Genomic DNA, 16,627 nt, shown 5'->3' on the forward strand with positions numbered 1-16,627 from the left:
GACCACGGGGAGACCACTATGACGACAACAATGAAGCGGATGGGCACACGGGGCGCGGCGGTAGTGCTGGCCGCACTGCTAGCGGCCTGCGGCAGCGAGCCGCCGAGCTTTACCGAGCCGGTGCAGAGCGTGGAGTCGCTGCGCGCGCACAGCACCGAATTCGAGAAGGGCGTGGTGCAGGTCACCGAGGGCGTGCACATGGCCATCGGCTACGGGCTGGCCAACTCCATCATGGTGGAGGGCGACGATGGGGTGATCATCATCGACACCATGGAAACCCTGGAAGAGGGGCGCGAGGTGCGCGAGGCCTTCCGCACGGTGGTGGACAAGCCGGTGCGCGCCATCATTTACACGCATAACCACACCGACCACGTCTTCGGGGCCCAGGCCTTTGTCGACGAGGGCGTGACCCCCGAGGTCTTCGCCCATGCCGACACCATGGACTACGTCTACCGGATCATCACCGAGTTCCGGCCCATCGTCACCCGACGCTCGATGCGCATGTTCGGCAATTACCTCGACGACGGGGTCGTGATCAACAACGGCATCGGCCCCTTCCTGGGCATCGGCCCGGACAGCGAGCTCGGCATCCTTCCGCCCACGCAGACCTTCGAGGACCGCATGAGCGCGGAAGTGGCGGGTGTGCGCTTCGAACTCGTCCACGCCCCCGGCGAGACCAACGATCAGCTCTTCGTCTGGTTCCCCGATCTGGGCGTGCTGGCACCCGGGGATAATCTGTACAAGACCTTCCCCAATCTCTACACCATCCGCGGCACGCCGTATCGCTCGCTCAAGGGTTGGGCGGAGAGCATCGACAAGATGCGCGCGCTGCCGATCGAGCACTTGGTGCCAAGCCATACGCGGCCACTGTCCGGCAAGGAGCAGATTCACCAGACTCTGACCGACTACCGCGACGGCATCCGCTTCGTCTACGACCAGACCGTGCGGCTGATGAACCAGGGCGCCACCCCCGACGAGATCGCCGAACAGCTGACCCTGCCGCCGCATCTCGCCGAGTCCCCCTATCTGCAAGAGTTCTACGGCACAGTGGAATGGTCGGCGCGTTCGGTCTTCGCCGGCAATCTCGGCTGGTTCGATGGCAACCCATCGCAGCTCCAGCCGCTGTCACCCGGAGATCATGCCGCCCGCATGGCCGACCTGGCCGGCGGCAAGGCCGCCCTGCGCGACCAGGTCCTGGCATCCGCCGAGGCCGGCGATCACCAGTGGGTGCTACAGCTGTCGGACCACGCGCTGCGGCTCTACCCCGACGACAGTGCAATCACGCAGGCCCGCATCGACGCGCTGACCCATCTCGGGGAACAGTCCGCCAACCCCAATGCGCGCCACTACTATCTGACGAGTGCACTGGAGCTGCGCGGCCTGGAGATTCCGGTACTCAGCAACGCTGGCGACGAGATGCTGGCCCGCTTCCCGCTGTCGCGCTTTTTTGCCGCCATTCCGGTCAATCTTGATGCCGCGGCAGCGCTGGAGCTCGACCAGAAAGTGGGTTTCAGCTTCACGGACTCCGACGAGACCTTCACCATCTGGGTCCGGCGCGGCGTCGCCGAGGTGCGCGACACGCTGATGGAGGACCTCGACATCCACGTCGCCGTGGACTCCCTCGTGTTCAAGCAGATGCTCGCCCAGCAGCGCAATCCGGCGGTGACCATTGCCAAGGACTTCGAGTACCGCGACGGAGGGCGCGTGGCCTTTGCACGCTTCATGCGACTCTTCATGCCGCCGGAATAAGCATCCGGCACAGGCGGGCAGCGCTCACGGAGAAGATGAATCAATGGAACACAGCCCGGAATTCCTCGCCCTGGTCGATGCCGCACGGGCGCGCATCCGTGAAATCGACGCCAGCGAACTGGCTGTGCGGCTGACCGATGCGCCAGACGCGGCACTGATCGACGTGCGCGAGGAAAGCGAGTACGCCGCCGGCCATGTACAAGGCGCCGAGCACATCGGCAAGGGCGTCATCGAGCGCGACATCGTCGCCAAGCACCCCGACAAGACCCAGCCCCTGTATCTGTATTGCGGCGGCGGCTACCGCTCCGCGCTGGCCGCCGACGCGCTGCAGCAGATGGGCTACACCCACGTGGTCAATGTCGATGGCGGCTGGCGCGCGCTGCGCGAAATCATGCCCACTGAATAGCGCGCATCGGCTTGCCGTGGCGGATTATTCCGGCAGCGGGATGAACTCCGCCTCGTCGCCCGGCACCTTGGGGAATCGGCCCGCCTTCCAGTCGGCCTTGGCCTGCTCGATGCGTTCGCGCCGGCTGGAGACAAAATTCCATTCCATATGGCGCGGACCCAGTCGTTCGCCGCCGATGATGGCGATGCGGCTGGCCTCCAGGGCTTCCACTTCGATGCCTGCCTGGGCTTCGAAGATGGCCATGGCGTGGGCGGGCAGGATGGAGTCCCGCGCCTTCAGCTGGCCGCTGGCAACGTAGAGGGCGCGCTCTTCGGCTTCGGGCAGCAGCAGACGCTGGCCCGGTTGCAGGTCGGCCTCCACGTAGAGCGTGTCGGCATCGGCGCGTACCGGCGAACGCAGCCCGTAGGCGGCGCCCATCATGACGCGCAGGGCGACGCCGTCGATCTCGGTGCGCGGGAGCGCCTCGGAGGGATAGTGCAGAAAGGCGGGCTCACACTCTTCCATGGCTTCCGGTAGCGCCAGCCACAGCTGCAGGCCGTGGATGCGCTGCGGATGCGCCGTGACCTCCGGGCGTTGACGCTCGGAATGTACGATGCCGCGGCCGGCCACCATGAGGTTGAGGTCGCCCGGGCGGATGACCTGCTCGCTGCCGAGGGAGTCGCGATGCAGCATTTCACCCTCGAACAGATAGGTCACCGTTGCGAGATTGACGTGCGGATGCGGCCGTACATTGATGCCGGCGCCGGCGGGCAGGTCGGCCGGGCCCATGTGGTCGAAGAAGACCCAGGGCCCCACCTGCTTGCGGCCCACGGTCGGTAGCACGCGTCGCACCGAGAAACCGCCGAGATCCTTGTCGCGTGGCTGGATGATGCGCTCGATGGCGCCGCAGCCCTGCGCGACCTCACATTCCAGCTCCAGTTCTTTGGTGGCGTTGCTCACGTGGATTCCCTCATGGTGATGGCATGGCGCATAGCATGCCCTGGATAGGAAGATTGGGGCCGGATGGCCGGCCCCAATCGGTTACTGCATCACCTTAGGCAGTCAGCTTGCTGTAGGAGGTGATCAGGTTGCGGTAGTCCGGGATGTGGTTCGAGAACAGCGCGCCCAGGCCCTCGACATCGTTGCGCCAGTCGCGGTGCAGTTCGCAGGCGACGCCAAACCAGGTCATCAGCTGCGCGCCGGCCTCGGCCATGCGGTTCCAAGCTGCATCGCGGGTCATTGCATTGAAGGTGCCGGAGGCGTCGGTGACGATGAAGACGTCATAGCCTTCCTGCAGCGCGGACAGGGTGGGGAAGGCGACGCAGACTTCGGTCACCACGCCGGCAATGATCAGCTGCTTCTTGCCGGTGGCCTTCACCGCCCGCACGAAGTCCTCGTTGTCCCAGGCGTTGATCTGGCCAGGACGGGCGATGAAGGGCGCATCCGGGTAGGCCGCCTTGAGCTCCGGCACAATGGGGCCGTTCGGGCCGTCCTCGAAGCTGGTGGTCAGAATGGTGGGCAGCCGGAAGTACTTGGCCAGATCGGCCAGCGCGAGCACGTTGTTCTTGAAGGTGTCCGGCTGGATATCGCGCACCAGTGACAGCAGGCCGGCCTGATGGTCAACCAGCAGGACTGCGGCATCTTCCTTGTTCAATCGCTTGTAGCTCATGTTTCCCCTTTGTGGTGGTGTGAAAGACCGGCGTGCCGGCGGTTCGCCGCTTCGGGCGGTACCGCCGGCCGCCGGAGGCTTCAACGCGGCCGTCCCAGACGCCCGCTGTTGAAGTCGTGGATGGCTTCGCGGATCTCGGCCTGACTGTTCATGACGAAGGGGCCGTAGCCGACCACGGGCTCATCGAGTGGCTGTCCGCTCAGCACGAGCACCTTGGCGTCGGCATTGGCTTCCAGCGTGAAGTCCTGCCCGGCCTGAGTCAGCGCGGCCATCTGTCCCGCGCGCACGATGGCGTCGTCATTGACCTGCAGCGTGCCGTCCAGGGCCACGATGAGCAGGGTGTGAACCTCCGGAACCTGCAGCGCCGCTCGCCGATCCCGCTTCAGGCGCAGATCCCAGACGTCGACCGGCGAGAAGGTGCGGGCGGCACCGCGCTGGCCGTCCACCTCACCGGCAATGACGCGGATTTCACCGGCGTCCTCGGCAAGCTTGACCACCGGGATGTCGGCCGCCCGCAGGGCCTGGTAAGCCGCCGGGGCGCGCTTGTGCGCCGCAGGCAGATTCACCCAGAGCTGCACCATCTCGAAGGGCCCGCCCGAGGCGCTGTAGGCCTCCGAGTGGTATTCCTCGTGCACGATGCCGTCGCCGGCCGTCATCCACTGCACATCGCCGGGGCCGATGACACCACCGCCGCCGCTGGAGTCGTGGTGCGCCACTTCGCCAGCGTAGACGATGGTCACCGTCTCGAAGCCGCGATGCGGATGCGCCCCCACGCCGCGGGGCTCGCCGGTGTTCGGCTCGAAATGGGTCGGGCCGGCGTAATCCAGCATGAGGAAGGGGCTCACCGGCACGCTGCGCGTGTCGTAGGTGAACAGAGACCGCACCGGAAAACCATCGCCCACCCAGTGCGGTGCGGGCGCGTTGTAGACGCCAATGATTGATTTCATATCGATCTCCGGTTGCGTCGCGTGCCCCATGCCCGCGACAGCAGAACATGCTATTTTTGGAACGCGGAAAGCGCTAGATGGGGTAAATGCAACTAACCGTTGCAATAATGGAACAATAGCTGTGCAGGATCTGAACGACCTCTCCTACTTCGTGCATGTGGTGGATCACGGCGGTTTCGCGCCGGCGGCCGCCGCCCTGGGCATGCCCAAATCCACCCTGAGTCGGCGCATCGCCCGACTGGAAACGGCGCTTGGGGTGCGCCTGCTGCACCGCTCCACGCGCCGGGTGACGGTCACGGAACTCGGCAAGAGTTACTACCAGCGCTGCCGCGCCATGCTGATCGAGGCCGAAGCGGCACAGGAGCTGATCGAACAGAGCCGTTCGGAGCCCTGTGGTCTGGTGCGGATTACCTGCCCGGTGGCCATGCTCGACATGAATATCGGCGCGATGCTCGCCGACTACCTGGCGCGCAATCCGCGGGTGGCGATGCAGCTTGATGCCACCAACCGTCGGGTGGACGTACTGGCCGAAGGCGTGGATGTCGCCATCCGGGTCCGGCCGCCGCCGCTGGAGGACAGCGAACTGGTGTTGCGCGTCCTGGGCGAGCGTCGGCAGTGTCTGGTGGCCAGCCCTGCGCTGCTCGCGGCGCATGCCACCGTGACGCACCCCGGGGAACTCGATCGCCTGCCGAGCATCGGGCTGGGCACCACCCTTCCGGAATGCCGCTGGCGTCTGCTCGGGCCGGAGGGTGCCGAGGCACTGGTGGAACACCAGCCGCGTCTGATGACGCGCGACATGTTCGCCGTGCGCCGCGCCGCCGTGGCCGGCGTGGGGGTGGCGCAGCTGCCCACGATGATGATGCGTCAGGAGCTTGCCGAAGGCGCGCTGGTGCGCGTCCTGCCCGAGTGGGCGCCACAGGCGGAGATCATCCATGCCGTGTTTCCCGCCCGGCGGGGGTTGCTGCCTTCCGTGCGCACCCTCATCGACGACCTCGTCAGCGCCTTCGCGGCCCTCGACGATGACTGAGGCCCAGCTGCTGCCTGCCGGCGGGAGCGCCACCCCATGACCCACCTGCTCTGGGGGGATGCCCTGTTCTGGCTCTTGGCGGTGGTGGGCGTCTTCCTGACCGGCATCTCCAAGAGCGGCTTTGCCGGTGGCGCCGGCGTGGTGGCGGTGCCCTTGCTGGCGCTGGTGGTCTCACCGGCCCTGGCCGTCACCCTGATGCTGCCGCTCTTGCTGGTCATGGATGCGCAGATCATCACGCATCACCGCCGCACCCTGTGCCCCGGCGAACTGCGTGCCTTGCTGCCGGCTGCCCTCGTCGGCATTGCGCTGGGCAGCTATCTGCTGACCGCGCTGCCCGAGGCGCCGCTGCAGCTGCTGCTGGGCGGCATGTGCATCGCCTTTGCCGCCGTGCAGTGGCGGCGGCCGCGTCTCGCCGCGCGCCGCGGGCTGGGTGCCGTGATGGGGGTCATCGCCGGTGTCACCAGCACGCTGATCCACGCCGGCGGTCCGCCGCTGAACATGTATCTGGCCACCCGGCAACTGGCACGGGCGGTCTGGCTGTCCACTGCGGCGGCCTTCTTTGCCAGCATCAATGTCGTCAAGGTCTTCGCCTATCAGGCGGTCGACCTGTGGGAGCTGGACGCGCTGCTGCTCAGTGCCGTGCTATTGCCGGTGGCGGTGGCCGGCATTCTTGCCGGGCATCGCATCCAGGCGGTGCTGGATGAGGCCACTTTTCAGCGCGGTGTCATGCTCTGTCTTGGATTCTCGGGGCTGCTGCTGATCGCCAAGGGGTTGGCGTGATGCAGCGGATGCCGGCACCGCTCAGCCGAACAGCCGCATGGCGTACCAGTAGACGCCCATGCCGGCAGCCGAGGCGGTCATTGCCGGCGCCAGTGGCAACCGGACGCGGTTTGCTGCGCGTAGCAGCGGCCAGGCGATGGCAAGCAGCAAAAGCTGCCCGGTTTCCACCCCGAGATTGAAGCCCAGCAGCGCCAGCACGCGCGACTCCGGCGGAAGCGCCATGTCGTTGAGAATGCCGGCGAAGCCGAAGCCATGGAACAGGCCGAAGGCAGCAGTCAGGGTCAGCCGCAGCGCAGCGCCTTGGGCGGCATCGCGTGTCGCCAGGCCCATGTAGCTGATCGTGGCGAGCACGATGCCCGCCACCACCAGCCAGGGCATCACCGGTGACAGCGCCGCGAGCAGCAGCAATGCCGCAGCCAGGGGCACCGCGAGGCGGCGCGCGCCAGCATCCTGACGCACCGCGCTGTCGAGTGCGACCAGCACGATGGACAGCGCGATGAAGGCTTCCACCGCGCCACTGTCGGGCCGGGCGATGTCCAGAACCGCCAGCGCCAGGGTCAGGCTGTGACCGACGGTGAAACCGGTGGCGAGGATGACCACTTCGCGCAGGCGGCGCGCAGCCACGATCAAGGCGAGCAGGAAGACCAGATGATCCCAGCCGGTGAGGATGTGGATCACGCCCAGCGCGAAGAAGGCGGAAACGCCTTCGGGGGCGTTGCCGCTATCGGCACGCTGATCGGCACGCCAATGCCAGCTGTGGGCATCCCGCGTGAGTACCGCAGTATCCGGGGCGTCGGCGTCGCGCTGCAGGCTGGCGACATGGCTGTGCGCGACGTCGCTGTCGGCGAACAGGCGAAGCTCCACATGGCTGGGCGTGCCGCGGCAATGCAGCTGCCAGCGGTGGATGAGGTCGCCGGCGCGCAGTTCTGGCAGCAGCGCCGCCTCGGCGCGGCAGGGCCCTTGCGCATCGTGCAGGCGAAGGCCGCGCTGCAGCAGGGCCGCCGCTTCGCTGCGATAGTCCGCGTGGGAGGGATGCAGACCCAGTCGGGTCAGCTCCTGCTGGGGAATCACCATGCGCACGACGGCCCCGGCGTCGCTGGATTGCCAGAAGCTGTGCGAGCTGCTCCGTGTATGGGCTTCGCTGGCTGCACTCCACCAGGCCAGCAGCACGATCAGTGCGCCGCTCCAGCCGAGGCTACGGCTGCGCATCACTGACCTCGACGCCGTAGCGCGCACGCAATGCGTCCAGTCGCTGTGCCAGCAGCGCTTCGGCGCGTTCCCGCTGCAGCGCGTTGCGCACGGCGTTCTCCACCTGCGCCAGCGCCGGCGTCCGGGCGTGCTCGCGCGTCTCCAAGCGCAGCACAAGAAAGCGGCCACCGGCTGCCAGTGGCGCAGCGACTTCGCCGGCTTCCAGCGTTGCGACGGCGGCCACCGCCTCGGGTCCGAGGTAGTCGCGCAGGGTATCGGTCGGCACCAGGCCATCGGGCAGGGGGGCGCGGTCCGCGGTGGGTGGCTGTGCCGATGGCGCGCGCAGGGTCTCGGCCAGGGTCTGGGCCGCTTGGGCGTCGGCGGCGTACCAGGCGCGCACATGCAACAGGTCCGGGCCGCGGAAGCGTTCCGCATGGGCGTCGAGATAGGCCTGCAGCGCGTCCGGATTCAGCGCCTCGGATTCGGCCTCCATGCGAATCATCGCAAGCACTTCGTCGACCAGGGCATCACGCAGACGCGGGGCGCGCAGCGGCAGATCCAGCGCCTTGCCGTATTGCGCGAGCAGCCGCTCGTTGATGAGCTGGTCGAGCACGTGTGCACGCGTTGCCGCGTCCAGCGGTGCGCGACGATCCGCGGCCACGGCCTGCAGGGCCTCGCGGTATTCGTCTTGGGTGATGCCTTCCTCGCCCACGGTGGCGACCAGCGAGGGCTGAGACTGCAGGGCTGGCGCCTGGACCTCGACCAGGCCCATCATGGCCAACGCGAGACCGATCAGCAGGCCCGCGATGAGCCAGGGAGTAAAAGCATGCGGTGCGTGCAAGCGAAGGCCTCGTGACTAGGAAGGGAACACGGTAGTTGCTAGTCTACAATTAGACAAAATGTAAAAAAGCGGGAGGGGACATGCGCCGGATGCTTCGAAAGGTACTGGTGGTGCTCGCACTGGTCGCGCTGATCATCGGGGTCGTGATCATCGATCGCCAGGGTATGCCGGAGAGCGCCGGCAACATTACGCAGGCGCAACGCGAAGGCGTGCTCTACGACCAGTTGACCCAGCGCAAGGCGGCGCAGACGCTGGGCGTGGCAGCGCCCAAGCAGATCCTGTTCGGCGATGTGCATGCGCACACCACCTTCTCGATGGACGCCTTTGCGTGGAGTATTCCCTTGCTCGGGGGGAGCGGGCTGCACCCGCCTGCCGATGCCTGCGACTACGCCCGCTTTGTGGCCAATCTCGATTTCTGGGCGCTGACCGATCACGCCGAAAGCCTGACGCCGCGCCACTGGCAGATGATCACTGACACCGTGCGGGCCTGCAATGCGGCGGCGGGCGACCCCACCAACCCCGATATGGTGACCTTCGTCGGCTGGGAATGGACCCAGATGGGCAATACCGCGGAGACCCACTACGGCCATCGCAACGTCTTTCTGCTGCACGACGATCCGGCGCGTACGCCGGTGCGGCCCATTGCCTCCGACAGCGTGGCCTTCCGCGCCATGCGCAACGATCCGCTGAATCCCTTCGAGAAGTATGTCGGGCCCTATCTGGCCGATTTCTCTTCACGTCAGCGCCAGTTCGATCAGCAGCACAAGCAGGCCGAGCTGCGCAGCGTGCCAATCTGCGAGGCGGGGGTGCCCGTGCGCGAATTGCCGGCGGACTGCATCGAACTGGCTGCCACACCCGCCGAGCTCTTCGACAAGCTGCGCGACTGGGGCTATCCCGCCATGGCGGTACCGCACGGGACCACGTGGGGCTTCTATACGCCGCCGGGTGCGGACTGGGACAAGCAGGTGGTACCGGAGCAGGCCGACGCCCAGCACCAACGGCTGATCGAGGTCTTTTCCGGGCACGGCAATGCCGAGCCCTATCGCTCGTGGCGCGCCATGCGGCGTGATGCCGATGGCGCGCCGGTGTGCCCGCCGCCCACGCCCGATTACCTGCCGGGCTGCCACCGGGCAGGTGAGCTGATCCGGGCGCGCTGCGCCGATCCTGACAGCGCCGACTGCGACCAGCGCGTGCGCGAGGCACAGCAGGCCTATCTCGCCGCCGGCCGGGCCGGGCATCTGGTAGTGCCGGGGGCCGAGGTGGCAGACTGGCTGGACGCCGGGCAGTGCCGCGATTGCTATCTGCCGCCGTTGAACCACCGGCCGGGCGGGGCCGTGCAGTACATTCTGGCCAAGCGCAACTTCGAGGCGACGGATGACGACGGTGCGCCCTTCGGCCTGCGCTTCGGCTTCATCGGCTCCAGTGACAACCACAACGCGCGCCCCGGCAACGGCTTCAAGGAGCGCGACCGCAGCGCCATTGCCGATGTCTATGGCGCGCAGAGTGGTTTCGCGCAGCGCTTCTTCGCGGACGCCGCCAAGCGCGACGGCGATGCGGCCCGTGCCGAGCCCTTCGAACTCGGGGCCAGTCCGTACAACTTCCTGCAGGTGAACGAGTCGGAGCGCCAGGCGTCCTTCTTCTACACCGGCGGCCTGATGGCGGTGCACAGCCAGGGGCGTGATCGGCGCGCGATCTGGGACGCCATCGAACGGCGCGAGGTCTACGCCACCTCGGGCGAGCGCATGCTGCTCTGGTTCGACCTGCTCGACGCCGGCGCACGCGTGCCCATGGGCAGCATCGTTGAAAGCGCACAGTCGCCCACCTTCGAAGTGCGCGCATTGGGCGCCTTCGAGCAGCGCGACGGCTGTCCGCAGTCGGCCATCGATGCGCTTGGCGCGGACCGGCTGCAGCAGCTTTCCGGCGGCGAGTGCTATCACCCATCCGATCAGCGCAAAGCAGTCGAGCGCATCGAGGTGGTCCGTATCCGGCCCCAGATCGCGGCCGACGAAGCCATCGACACCTTGATCGAGGATCCGTGGAAAGTCCTGCCCTGTCCGGCTGGCGGCAGCGGATGCACGGTGCAGTTCACCGACCCGGACTTTGCGGCCGAGGGGCGCGAGACGATCTACTACGTGCGCGCGCTGCAGGCACCCACTGCCACCATCAATGCCGGTGGCCTGCGTTGCCGCTACGGGCCCGATGGCGCCTGCGAGGCGGTGGACCCCTGCTACGGCGATACGCGCACGCCGGCCGAGGACGATTGCACGGCACCGGCACGCGAGCGTGCCTGGTCGTCACCGATCTATCTGCAACCGTCGCGCTGAGGGGCACGCCATGTCCACGCAGAATCGCTATCGCCTGATCGGGAGCACGCCCTCCCCGTACTCCAACAAGCTGCGTGCGCTGATGCGCTATCGCCGCATCCCGCACGACTGGGTGCCGCGCACTGCGGCCATCGAATCCGAGATCGCCCACGTCAAGCCGCAGCTCGTGCCCATGCTGCGCTTTCCGGACAGTGCCGAGTATCGGGTCGACTCGACGCCGCTGGCCTACGCCCTGGAGGCGCGACACAGCGCGCGATCGGTCATCCCCGACGATCCCGGCGACGCCTTCGTCTGCCAGCTCATCGAGGATTTCGCGGATGAATGGCTGACCAAGATCATGTTCCACTACCGCTGGTTCTACGCGGCGGACGCCGATTTCGCACAGGCCTGGATCGTTGACGAGCATCAACCCGGTGCCAGTGACACGCGCCGCGCACAGGCCATGGAATACATCCGCCAGCGCCAGGTCGGGCGCATGGCGATGGTGGGTTGCACCGAAAATAACGCCCCGCTGCTGGAAGCCAGCTTCGCGGCCTTGCTCGACGTGCTCGAAGGCCAACTGCACGGCGCGGCCTATCTCTTCGGCTCGCGGCCCTCGCTCGCCGATTTCGCGCTCTACGGGCAGCTCAAGATGCTCGCCACCGATCCAACGCCGCAGGCCATCGTGCGCCAGCGCGCGCCGCGACTGGATGTCTGGCTGCGGATGATGGACGACGCCTCTGGCGTAGAGGGCCAATGGCACCCCACCGGAGACGCGCCCAGTGCCGTGCTGCGCGGCCTGCTGGAGCTTGTCGGTACCGACTATCTGCCCTTTCTCGTGGCCAATGACGCCGCCATGGCACAGGGCAGCGAGACGGTGACGGTACCGATTCGCGGTGGCCAATTCGAGCAGGCTCCCTTCGGCTATCAGGTGAAATGCCTGCGCAGCCTGCGTGCCGGCTTTGCCGCTCTCTCCGAACCCGATCGGGTGCATTGGTCGCCGGTGCTGGAGGCCACGGGCTGCCTGCCCATGCTGGCCGAGGGGAGTGCGGCATGAGTGCCCAGCAACCCCGGCCGCCGCTGAAGGCGCATGTCGCGCACTGGCTGATCCGCCACCAGAATTCTATCCACCGGCTGCGTGCGCGCGGCTTCGGTCTCGACGCGCTGCGCGGGCGCCCGCCGACCTTGGAGCTCTACTATGAGCCAGGTGACCCGCACAGCCATCTTGCCGCGCAATTGTTGCCGGCGCTCGGCGAGCGGCTGCGCTGCCCGGTGGTGATTCGCGTGGTGGGTGCGCCCGAGGAGGCGCTTTATCCCGAGGCCGACAAGCAGCGGCAGTGCGCGCTGGACGACGCTGGCATGGTGGCGCCGGCCTACGGGTTGTCCTTCCCGGCTCAGGCGGTACTGCCGGATGCACCCTCGCGTCAGAGAGCGGCAGCGACGCTGCTGCAGGCCGCCGAGGCCGGCCGCTTCGCCGAGGTGGAGCCCGGCATCGCGCAGGCGCTGTTTCGTGGCGAGGCCATCGCAGTGCCGGATCCCAGTCCGGATGCGGACGCGGTGGCCCAGCGACTGGCGGAGAATGGCCGTCGCCGCGCGCGCCTGGGGCACTACCTGCCTGGCATGTGGCAGTTCAATGGGGTCTGGTACTGGGGTGTGGACCGCATGGCGCATCTGGAGGCGGCGTTGCGCGAAGCCGGCCTGCTGCAGGGCGAGAGCCCACTGCTGCGTTGCCAGCCGGAAGCCGCGCGCCTTCCGGAAGGCCTGTCGGCACAGGCACCGCTGGAGTTCTTCTACAGCTTCCGCAGTCCCTATTCCTACCTGGCAGCGGTGGATGTGCAGCGGGCGCAGGCGGATTGGCCGGGGCCGATGCATGTGCGGCCGGTGCTGCCAATGGTGATGCGGGGCCTCAAGGTGCCCGCGCGCAAACGGATGTACATCGTGCGCGACACGTACCGCGAGGCGCAGCGCCGCGGCCTGCCCTTCGGTCTGGTGGCCGACCCGGTAGGGGCGGGGGCGGAGCGCTGCCTGACCAGCTTCACCCTGGCCGGCGGCACCACGCAGCAGTTGGCGCTGCTGGTGTCGGCATCGCGGGCCATCTGGTCGCAGGGGGTGGATGTGGCGACCGACGCCGGTCTGCGTGCGGTGAGCGAGGCGTCCGGCATGGACTGGGCGACAGTACGCGCCAAGCTCGACGACGGCATGGACCTGACGCAGGCGGAAGCGAACCGGCAGGCGCTGTTCGCGGCGGGCCTCTGGGGGGTGCCCAGTTTCCGCTATGGCCCGCTGGTCACCTGGGGTCAGGACCGCTGGTGGCTGGTTGAGGAGGCACGTCGCCGTGTGGCGGCGGGTGTCTAGGAGACGAGCGGAGACGCTACGTCCTCCAGCTCGCGTTGCAGCACGTTGGCATGGTCTTCTGCGCCAAAGGCACGGAATTGCGCCACCGCACTGCGCAGCAACGCGTGGCGCTGTGTGGGGTCCACATCCGGCAACTGTGCGCGCAGGCACTGGCTGAGCGGCACGAAGAGCGTGGCGCCGGTCGTCTCCACGAGGGCGTCGAGGGCATCCAGTTGGTGCTGCGCACCGGCATGATCGTCGACGGCGAGCAGGATTTTCGCGTAGATCCAGCGTACACGACACTCCCAGGTGCGCGTGTGCGTCTGCTGCGCGGAAGACAGCGCCTGTTCGGCAGTGGCACGTGCATCCTCCACGCGTTCAAGGTGCAGATAGGCTTGGGCAAGATCGGCCAGATGCAGGGCCTCGAACTGGTGGGCAGCCTCGCCAGAAGCCACCTTGTCGCGATGCGCTTCAAGAGTTTGGGCTGCCTCCTGCCACTGTCCCTGCAGGCCAAGTGCCACGCCCAATGCCCGGTAGGCGAAGGCCAGGAAGAAGGGGCTGCCAAAGCGTTCGGCGCGCTCCACAGCGATGCGTGCTTCGCGCATCGCCATTGCGGGCTGTTCGGTAATGCGCGCGATCTCAACCAGGGTGCCGTGCATCCAGCTGACGGTATGCCCGGTCTCACCCTCGACGGCAATGGCCTGCCGTAGTTCACGTTGTGCTTCGTCCAGCGCACCTTGATTGATGAGGATGAGCGCCCGAAAGGCCCGCGAGAGGAAATTGCCCTCGTGGACGGGGCCCTCATACCAAGGTGGCTTGCCCGGTTCGTTGAGCACGCTGATGGCTTCTTCCAGACGCCCGGCCGCAAAGAAGGCCAGCAGGATCGGAATGCGAAAGCGAGCGACCAGATCCGCTCGCTGCATGCGGAAGGCGATCTCCAGCGCCTGTCGCGCCTGCGCCACGGCGACGTCGGCATCGCCCTGTTGCAGTTCGAGGCTGGCGCCGGCAATCAGCAGCTCCGCGAGTACCGGTTGATCGTCGTGACGACGTGCCAGTGCCAGGCCTTCCTCGTAGGCCTTGGCACTCTCGCCGGGCGGGATGCGCAGCAGGGAGGCCGTGCGCACGATACCGGCGCGGGCGATGGCGGCAAGGCGGTCGCGTTCTGCTCCAGGCGCAATGGCGTCGGCCTGTTCTGCGGCCCTGCGATAGCGGGTCATGGCGTCGCTGGAGGCACGCACCGTGCCCTCGTAGACCGCCGCTTGAATCTGCCAGTGCAGCGCCTTCAGAGGCGCTTCGGCACAGTGCCAGTGATGCGCCAGCAGCAGGCTGCGTTCGTCCATGCCCTCGGGCGCCACTTTGGCTTCGATGAGACTGGCCAGACGCGCGTGGATGGCGCTGCGCTTTTCGCGCAGCTGGGCGCGATAGGCCACTTCCTGGGTAAGGGGGTGCCGGAAATGCCATTCGTCGTCCGCGTTGCCGGCGCGCATGAAGCCGCCTTGCTCGAGACGGTCCATGGCACGGTCGATGGCCGTTTCGGGCCAGTCCAGCAACTCGGCGAGCTGCTCCTTGCAGAAATCCTTGCCGATGACGGCTGCGTGTGAAAGCAGGGTCTTGTCCGTGTCGGGCAGGCGGTCGATGCGCGCCGCCAGCAACGCCTGGACGGTATCCGGAATCACGATTTCCGGGGCCGCTTCACGCAGGTGGTACGCACCGGCCTCGCCCTCCAGATAGCCCTGCTCGACGAGGCTGCGCGCCGCCTCTTCTACAAACAGAGGATTGCCCGCCGCCTGCTGGGCCAGGCGCTGGGCGATGGGGGTCAGCTCGGCGGTGTCGCCCAGCAGTTCAGTGGTCAGCGCGTGCATTTCCTCCGCCGACAGGGCCTCGAGATGAAGCTGCGCGCGCGGCGGGAAGGGGAGCCAGTCGACGCCTTCGCCGGCGCGGTAGTTGAGCAGCATCAGCGTCGGGCTGTTGGGGATGGCCTGCGCCAATTCCGCAAAGAACTGCTGGCTGGCGCGATCGGCCCAGTGCACATCCTCGACCACCAGCAGGCGCGTCTGTGTCCCTTCGGTGAGCAGCGCACGCGCCAGCGCCAGCAGGTGTTCCTGGCGGCGTTCGGGCGGGATGGTCGAGGGCGCGGCGTCGCGCTCGGCGACGTCGAGCAGTTCGAACAGAAGGCGCATGCTCTCGCGGCACTGGTGCCCATGCATGGCGTAGGTGCCGGCGATCTTGCGCCGCTGCTCCGCCGGACTGTCGCTGTCATCGATGCCGAACAGGCTTCTCAGCAAGGCCAGCACCGGGTACATCGGCAGGGCCGCGGCGTAGGGCACGCAGGCGCTGGTGTAGACCGGGATGTCGCGCGCGGCGGCATCTTCCTGAAGCTCCCAGCAGAGTCGGCTCTTGCCAATGCCCGCTTCTCCGGTGACCGCAACGACGCCGCCATCGCCGCGCTGGGCGTCGGTCAAGGCCTGTTCCAGGCGTTGGCGCTCCGCCTGGCGTCCAATGAAGCGCGACAGGCCGCGCTGGCGCGCCCGTTCCAGCCGGGAATGCAGCCGCCCCAGACCTTCGAGCTCGTAGACGCCGACGGGTGTACTCAGCCCCTTGACCGTCATGGCGCCGAGATCGCGCAGCCGGACATAGCCCTCGACCTGCTGTGCGGTGTCGCGGGTCAGATAGATGCGACCGGACTCGGCAATCTGCTCCATGCGCGCGGCCAGGTGCACGGTCTGCCCCTTGGCGGTGTAGTCCATGCGCAGATCGTCGCCAATCTTGCCGACCACCACTGCGCCGGAATGCATGCCCATGCGCAGGCCGAGATTGAGGCCGCTGGACAGGCGCAGACCGTCCGCAAAGCGGCGGAAGGCGGCCTGGATGTCGAGGGCGGCGCGGCAGGCGCGCAGGGCATGGTCCTCGTGCGCGATGGGTGCGCCGAACAGCGCCATGATGCCGTCGCCGGTGTATTGGTTGACCGTGCCCTCGTAGCGATGCACCGCGCTGCCGAGCAGTTCGAAGCAGCGGTCGAGGATGTGATGCCATTGCTCGTCGTCCACCGCTTCCGCCGCGGCGGTGGAGCCGCGCAGGTCGGCAAACAGTACGGTAACGGTCTTGCGTTCCCCCTCCAGCGCGCTGCGCGAGGTCAGCACCTGTTCGGCCAGATGGCGCGGCGTGTAGTCCCTGTGCGCCTTGTCGGCCGATGTGGTCTGCAGGCGGTTGCCGCACTGGTTGCAGAAACGCGCCTGCGGCGGGTTGTGGTGTCCGCACTGCGGGCAGGCAGCTTGCAGAGCGCCGCCGCATTGCAGGCAGTAGCGCGCGTCTTCCGCATTGTTCTGGTCGCAGGAGGGACACTGCATCAGCGACTCCGCCGGTGGCGACGGCGCCGTGCCGTCACCGCGCTAGCCTGACATGCC

Annotated in this window: 13 protein-coding genes; 7 read left to right on the top strand and 6 right to left on the bottom strand. The window is 67.5% G+C overall.

Annotated elements, in window-relative coordinates; all coding sequences use genetic code 11:
• The first annotated feature begins 18 nt into the window (after positions 1 to 18).
• Both ACOOFO_RS04160 and ACOOFO_RS04165 read left to right on the top strand, forming a co-directional pair.
• Positions 19 to 1,749: an alkyl sulfatase dimerization domain-containing protein gene (locus ACOOFO_RS04160; RefSeq protein ID WP_420428400.1), complete on the top strand. Its 1,731-nt coding sequence runs from the start codon at positions 19 to 21 to the stop codon at positions 1,747 to 1,749.
• A gap of 43 nt (positions 1,750 to 1,792) precedes the next feature.
• The gene (locus tag ACOOFO_RS04165; protein WP_420428401.1) at positions 1,793 to 2,155 is read left to right on the top strand and encodes a rhodanese-like domain-containing protein; all 363 of its coding nucleotides are present in this window, start codon (positions 1,793 to 1,795) and stop codon (positions 2,153 to 2,155) included.
• A 24-nt stretch (positions 2,156 to 2,179) separates the two neighbouring features.
• Here ACOOFO_RS04165 and ACOOFO_RS04170 read toward each other — a convergent pair whose 3' ends face one another.
• The 3 genes from ACOOFO_RS04170 to ACOOFO_RS04180 all read right to left on the bottom strand — a co-directional run bounded on the left by ACOOFO_RS04170 (position 2,180) and on the right by ACOOFO_RS04180 (position 4,750).
• Positions 2,180 to 3,094: a pirin family protein gene (locus tag ACOOFO_RS04170; protein ID WP_420428402.1), complete on the bottom strand. Its 915-nt coding sequence runs from the start codon at positions 3,092 to 3,094 to the stop codon at positions 2,180 to 2,182.
• Positions 3,095 to 3,188: 94 nt separating this feature from the next.
• On the bottom strand, positions 3,189 to 3,803 hold the full coding sequence (ycaC, locus tag ACOOFO_RS04175) for an isochorismate family cysteine hydrolase YcaC (protein ID WP_420428403.1): 615 nt from the start codon (positions 3,801 to 3,803) through the stop codon (positions 3,189 to 3,191).
• An 80-nt stretch (positions 3,804 to 3,883) separates the two neighbouring features.
• The gene (locus ACOOFO_RS04180) at positions 3,884 to 4,750 is read right to left on the bottom strand and encodes a pirin family protein (RefSeq protein ID WP_420428404.1); all 867 of its coding nucleotides are present in this window, start codon (positions 4,748 to 4,750) and stop codon (positions 3,884 to 3,886) included.
• A 121-nt stretch (positions 4,751 to 4,871) separates the two neighbouring features.
• On the opposite strand from ACOOFO_RS04180, the gene ACOOFO_RS04185 reads away from it, so the two are divergent.
• A complete protein-coding gene (locus ACOOFO_RS04185; protein WP_420428405.1) occupies positions 4,872 to 5,777 on the top strand; it encodes a LysR family transcriptional regulator in 906 nt (301 codons plus the stop codon).
• Between the two features lie 36 nt (positions 5,778 to 5,813).
• Complete coding sequence (locus ACOOFO_RS04190) at positions 5,814 to 6,557, top strand: sulfite exporter TauE/SafE family protein (RefSeq protein WP_420428406.1); 744 nt, start codon at positions 5,814 to 5,816, stop codon at positions 6,555 to 6,557.
• A 21-nt stretch (positions 6,558 to 6,578) separates the two neighbouring features.
• Here the strand turns inward: ACOOFO_RS04190 and ACOOFO_RS04195 are convergent, their stop codons facing one another.
• On the bottom strand, positions 6,579 to 7,766 hold the full coding sequence (locus tag ACOOFO_RS04195) for a HupE/UreJ family protein (RefSeq protein ID WP_420428407.1): 1,188 nt from the start codon (positions 7,764 to 7,766) through the stop codon (positions 6,579 to 6,581).
• Positions 7,753 to 8,586 (bottom strand): peptidylprolyl isomerase, encoded by an 834-nt coding sequence (locus ACOOFO_RS04200; protein ID WP_420428408.1) that lies wholly within the window; start codon positions 8,584 to 8,586, stop codon positions 7,753 to 7,755. The genes ACOOFO_RS04195 and ACOOFO_RS04200 overlap by 14 nt, the downstream gene beginning before the upstream one ends.
• Positions 8,587 to 8,675: 89 nt before the next feature.
• Here ACOOFO_RS04200 and ACOOFO_RS04205 point away from each other — a divergent pair, with 89 nt between their 5' ends.
• From ACOOFO_RS04205 to ACOOFO_RS04215, 3 genes are read left to right on the top strand one after another with little or no spacing between them, the layout of a single operon-like run.
• Positions 8,676 to 10,910 carry a DUF3604 domain-containing protein gene (locus ACOOFO_RS04205; RefSeq protein ID WP_420428409.1) on the top strand — a complete coding sequence of 745 codons (2,235 nt, stop codon included), beginning with the start codon at positions 8,676 to 8,678 and terminating at the stop codon, positions 10,908 to 10,910.
• A 10-nt stretch (positions 10,911 to 10,920) separates the two neighbouring features.
• On the top strand, positions 10,921 to 11,946 hold the full coding sequence (locus ACOOFO_RS04210) for a glutathione S-transferase family protein (RefSeq protein ID WP_420428410.1): 1,026 nt from the start codon (positions 10,921 to 10,923) through the stop codon (positions 11,944 to 11,946).
• Entirely contained in the window at positions 11,943 to 13,244 is a 1,302-nt protein-coding gene (locus tag ACOOFO_RS04215; RefSeq protein WP_420428411.1) for a DsbA family protein, read from the top strand. Before ACOOFO_RS04210 ends, ACOOFO_RS04215 begins: the two co-directional genes overlap by 4 nt.
• Here the strand turns inward: ACOOFO_RS04215 and ACOOFO_RS04220 are convergent.
• Entirely contained in the window at positions 13,241 to 16,570 is a 3,330-nt protein-coding gene (locus ACOOFO_RS04220) for an ATP-binding protein (RefSeq protein ID WP_420428412.1), read from the bottom strand. The genes ACOOFO_RS04215 and ACOOFO_RS04220 overlap by 4 nt on opposite strands.
• Positions 16,571 to 16,627: the final 57 nt, after the last annotated feature.

It is taken from the genome of Algiphilus sp. (assembly GCF_965216485.1).
Lineage (GTDB): Bacteria > Pseudomonadota > Gammaproteobacteria > Nevskiales > Nevskiaceae > Algiphilus.

Bases quoted from the DNA above. Each gene is read 5' to 3' on its own strand.
- ACOOFO_RS04160 (WP_420428400.1), top strand. From the start codon at position 19: ATGACGACAACAATGAAGCGGATGGGCACACGGGGCGCGGCGGTAGTG.
- ACOOFO_RS04165 (WP_420428401.1), top strand. From the start codon at position 1,793: ATGGAACACAGCCCGGAATTCCTCGCCCTGGTCGATGCCGCACGGGCG.
- ycaC (WP_420428403.1), bottom strand. From the start codon at position 3,803: ATGAGCTACAAGCGATTGAACAAGGAAGATGCCGCAGTCCTGCTGGTT.
- ACOOFO_RS04180 (WP_420428404.1), bottom strand. From the start codon at position 4,750: ATGAAATCAATCATTGGCGTCTACAACGCGCCCGCACCGCACTGGGTG.
- ACOOFO_RS04190 (WP_420428406.1), top strand. From the start codon at position 5,814: ATGACCCACCTGCTCTGGGGGGATGCCCTGTTCTGGCTCTTGGCGGTG.
- ACOOFO_RS04195 (WP_420428407.1), bottom strand. From the start codon at position 7,766: ATGCGCAGCCGTAGCCTCGGCTGGAGCGGCGCACTGATCGTGCTGCTG.
- ACOOFO_RS04205 (WP_420428409.1), top strand. From the start codon at position 8,676: ATGCTTCGAAAGGTACTGGTGGTGCTCGCACTGGTCGCGCTGATCATC.
- ACOOFO_RS04210 (WP_420428410.1), top strand. From the start codon at position 10,921: ATGTCCACGCAGAATCGCTATCGCCTGATCGGGAGCACGCCCTCCCCG.
- ACOOFO_RS04215 (WP_420428411.1), top strand. From the start codon at position 11,943: ATGAGTGCCCAGCAACCCCGGCCGCCGCTGAAGGCGCATGTCGCGCAC.
- ACOOFO_RS04220 (WP_420428412.1), bottom strand. From the start codon at position 16,570: ATGCAGTGTCCCTCCTGCGACCAGAACAATGCGGAAGACGCGCGCTAC.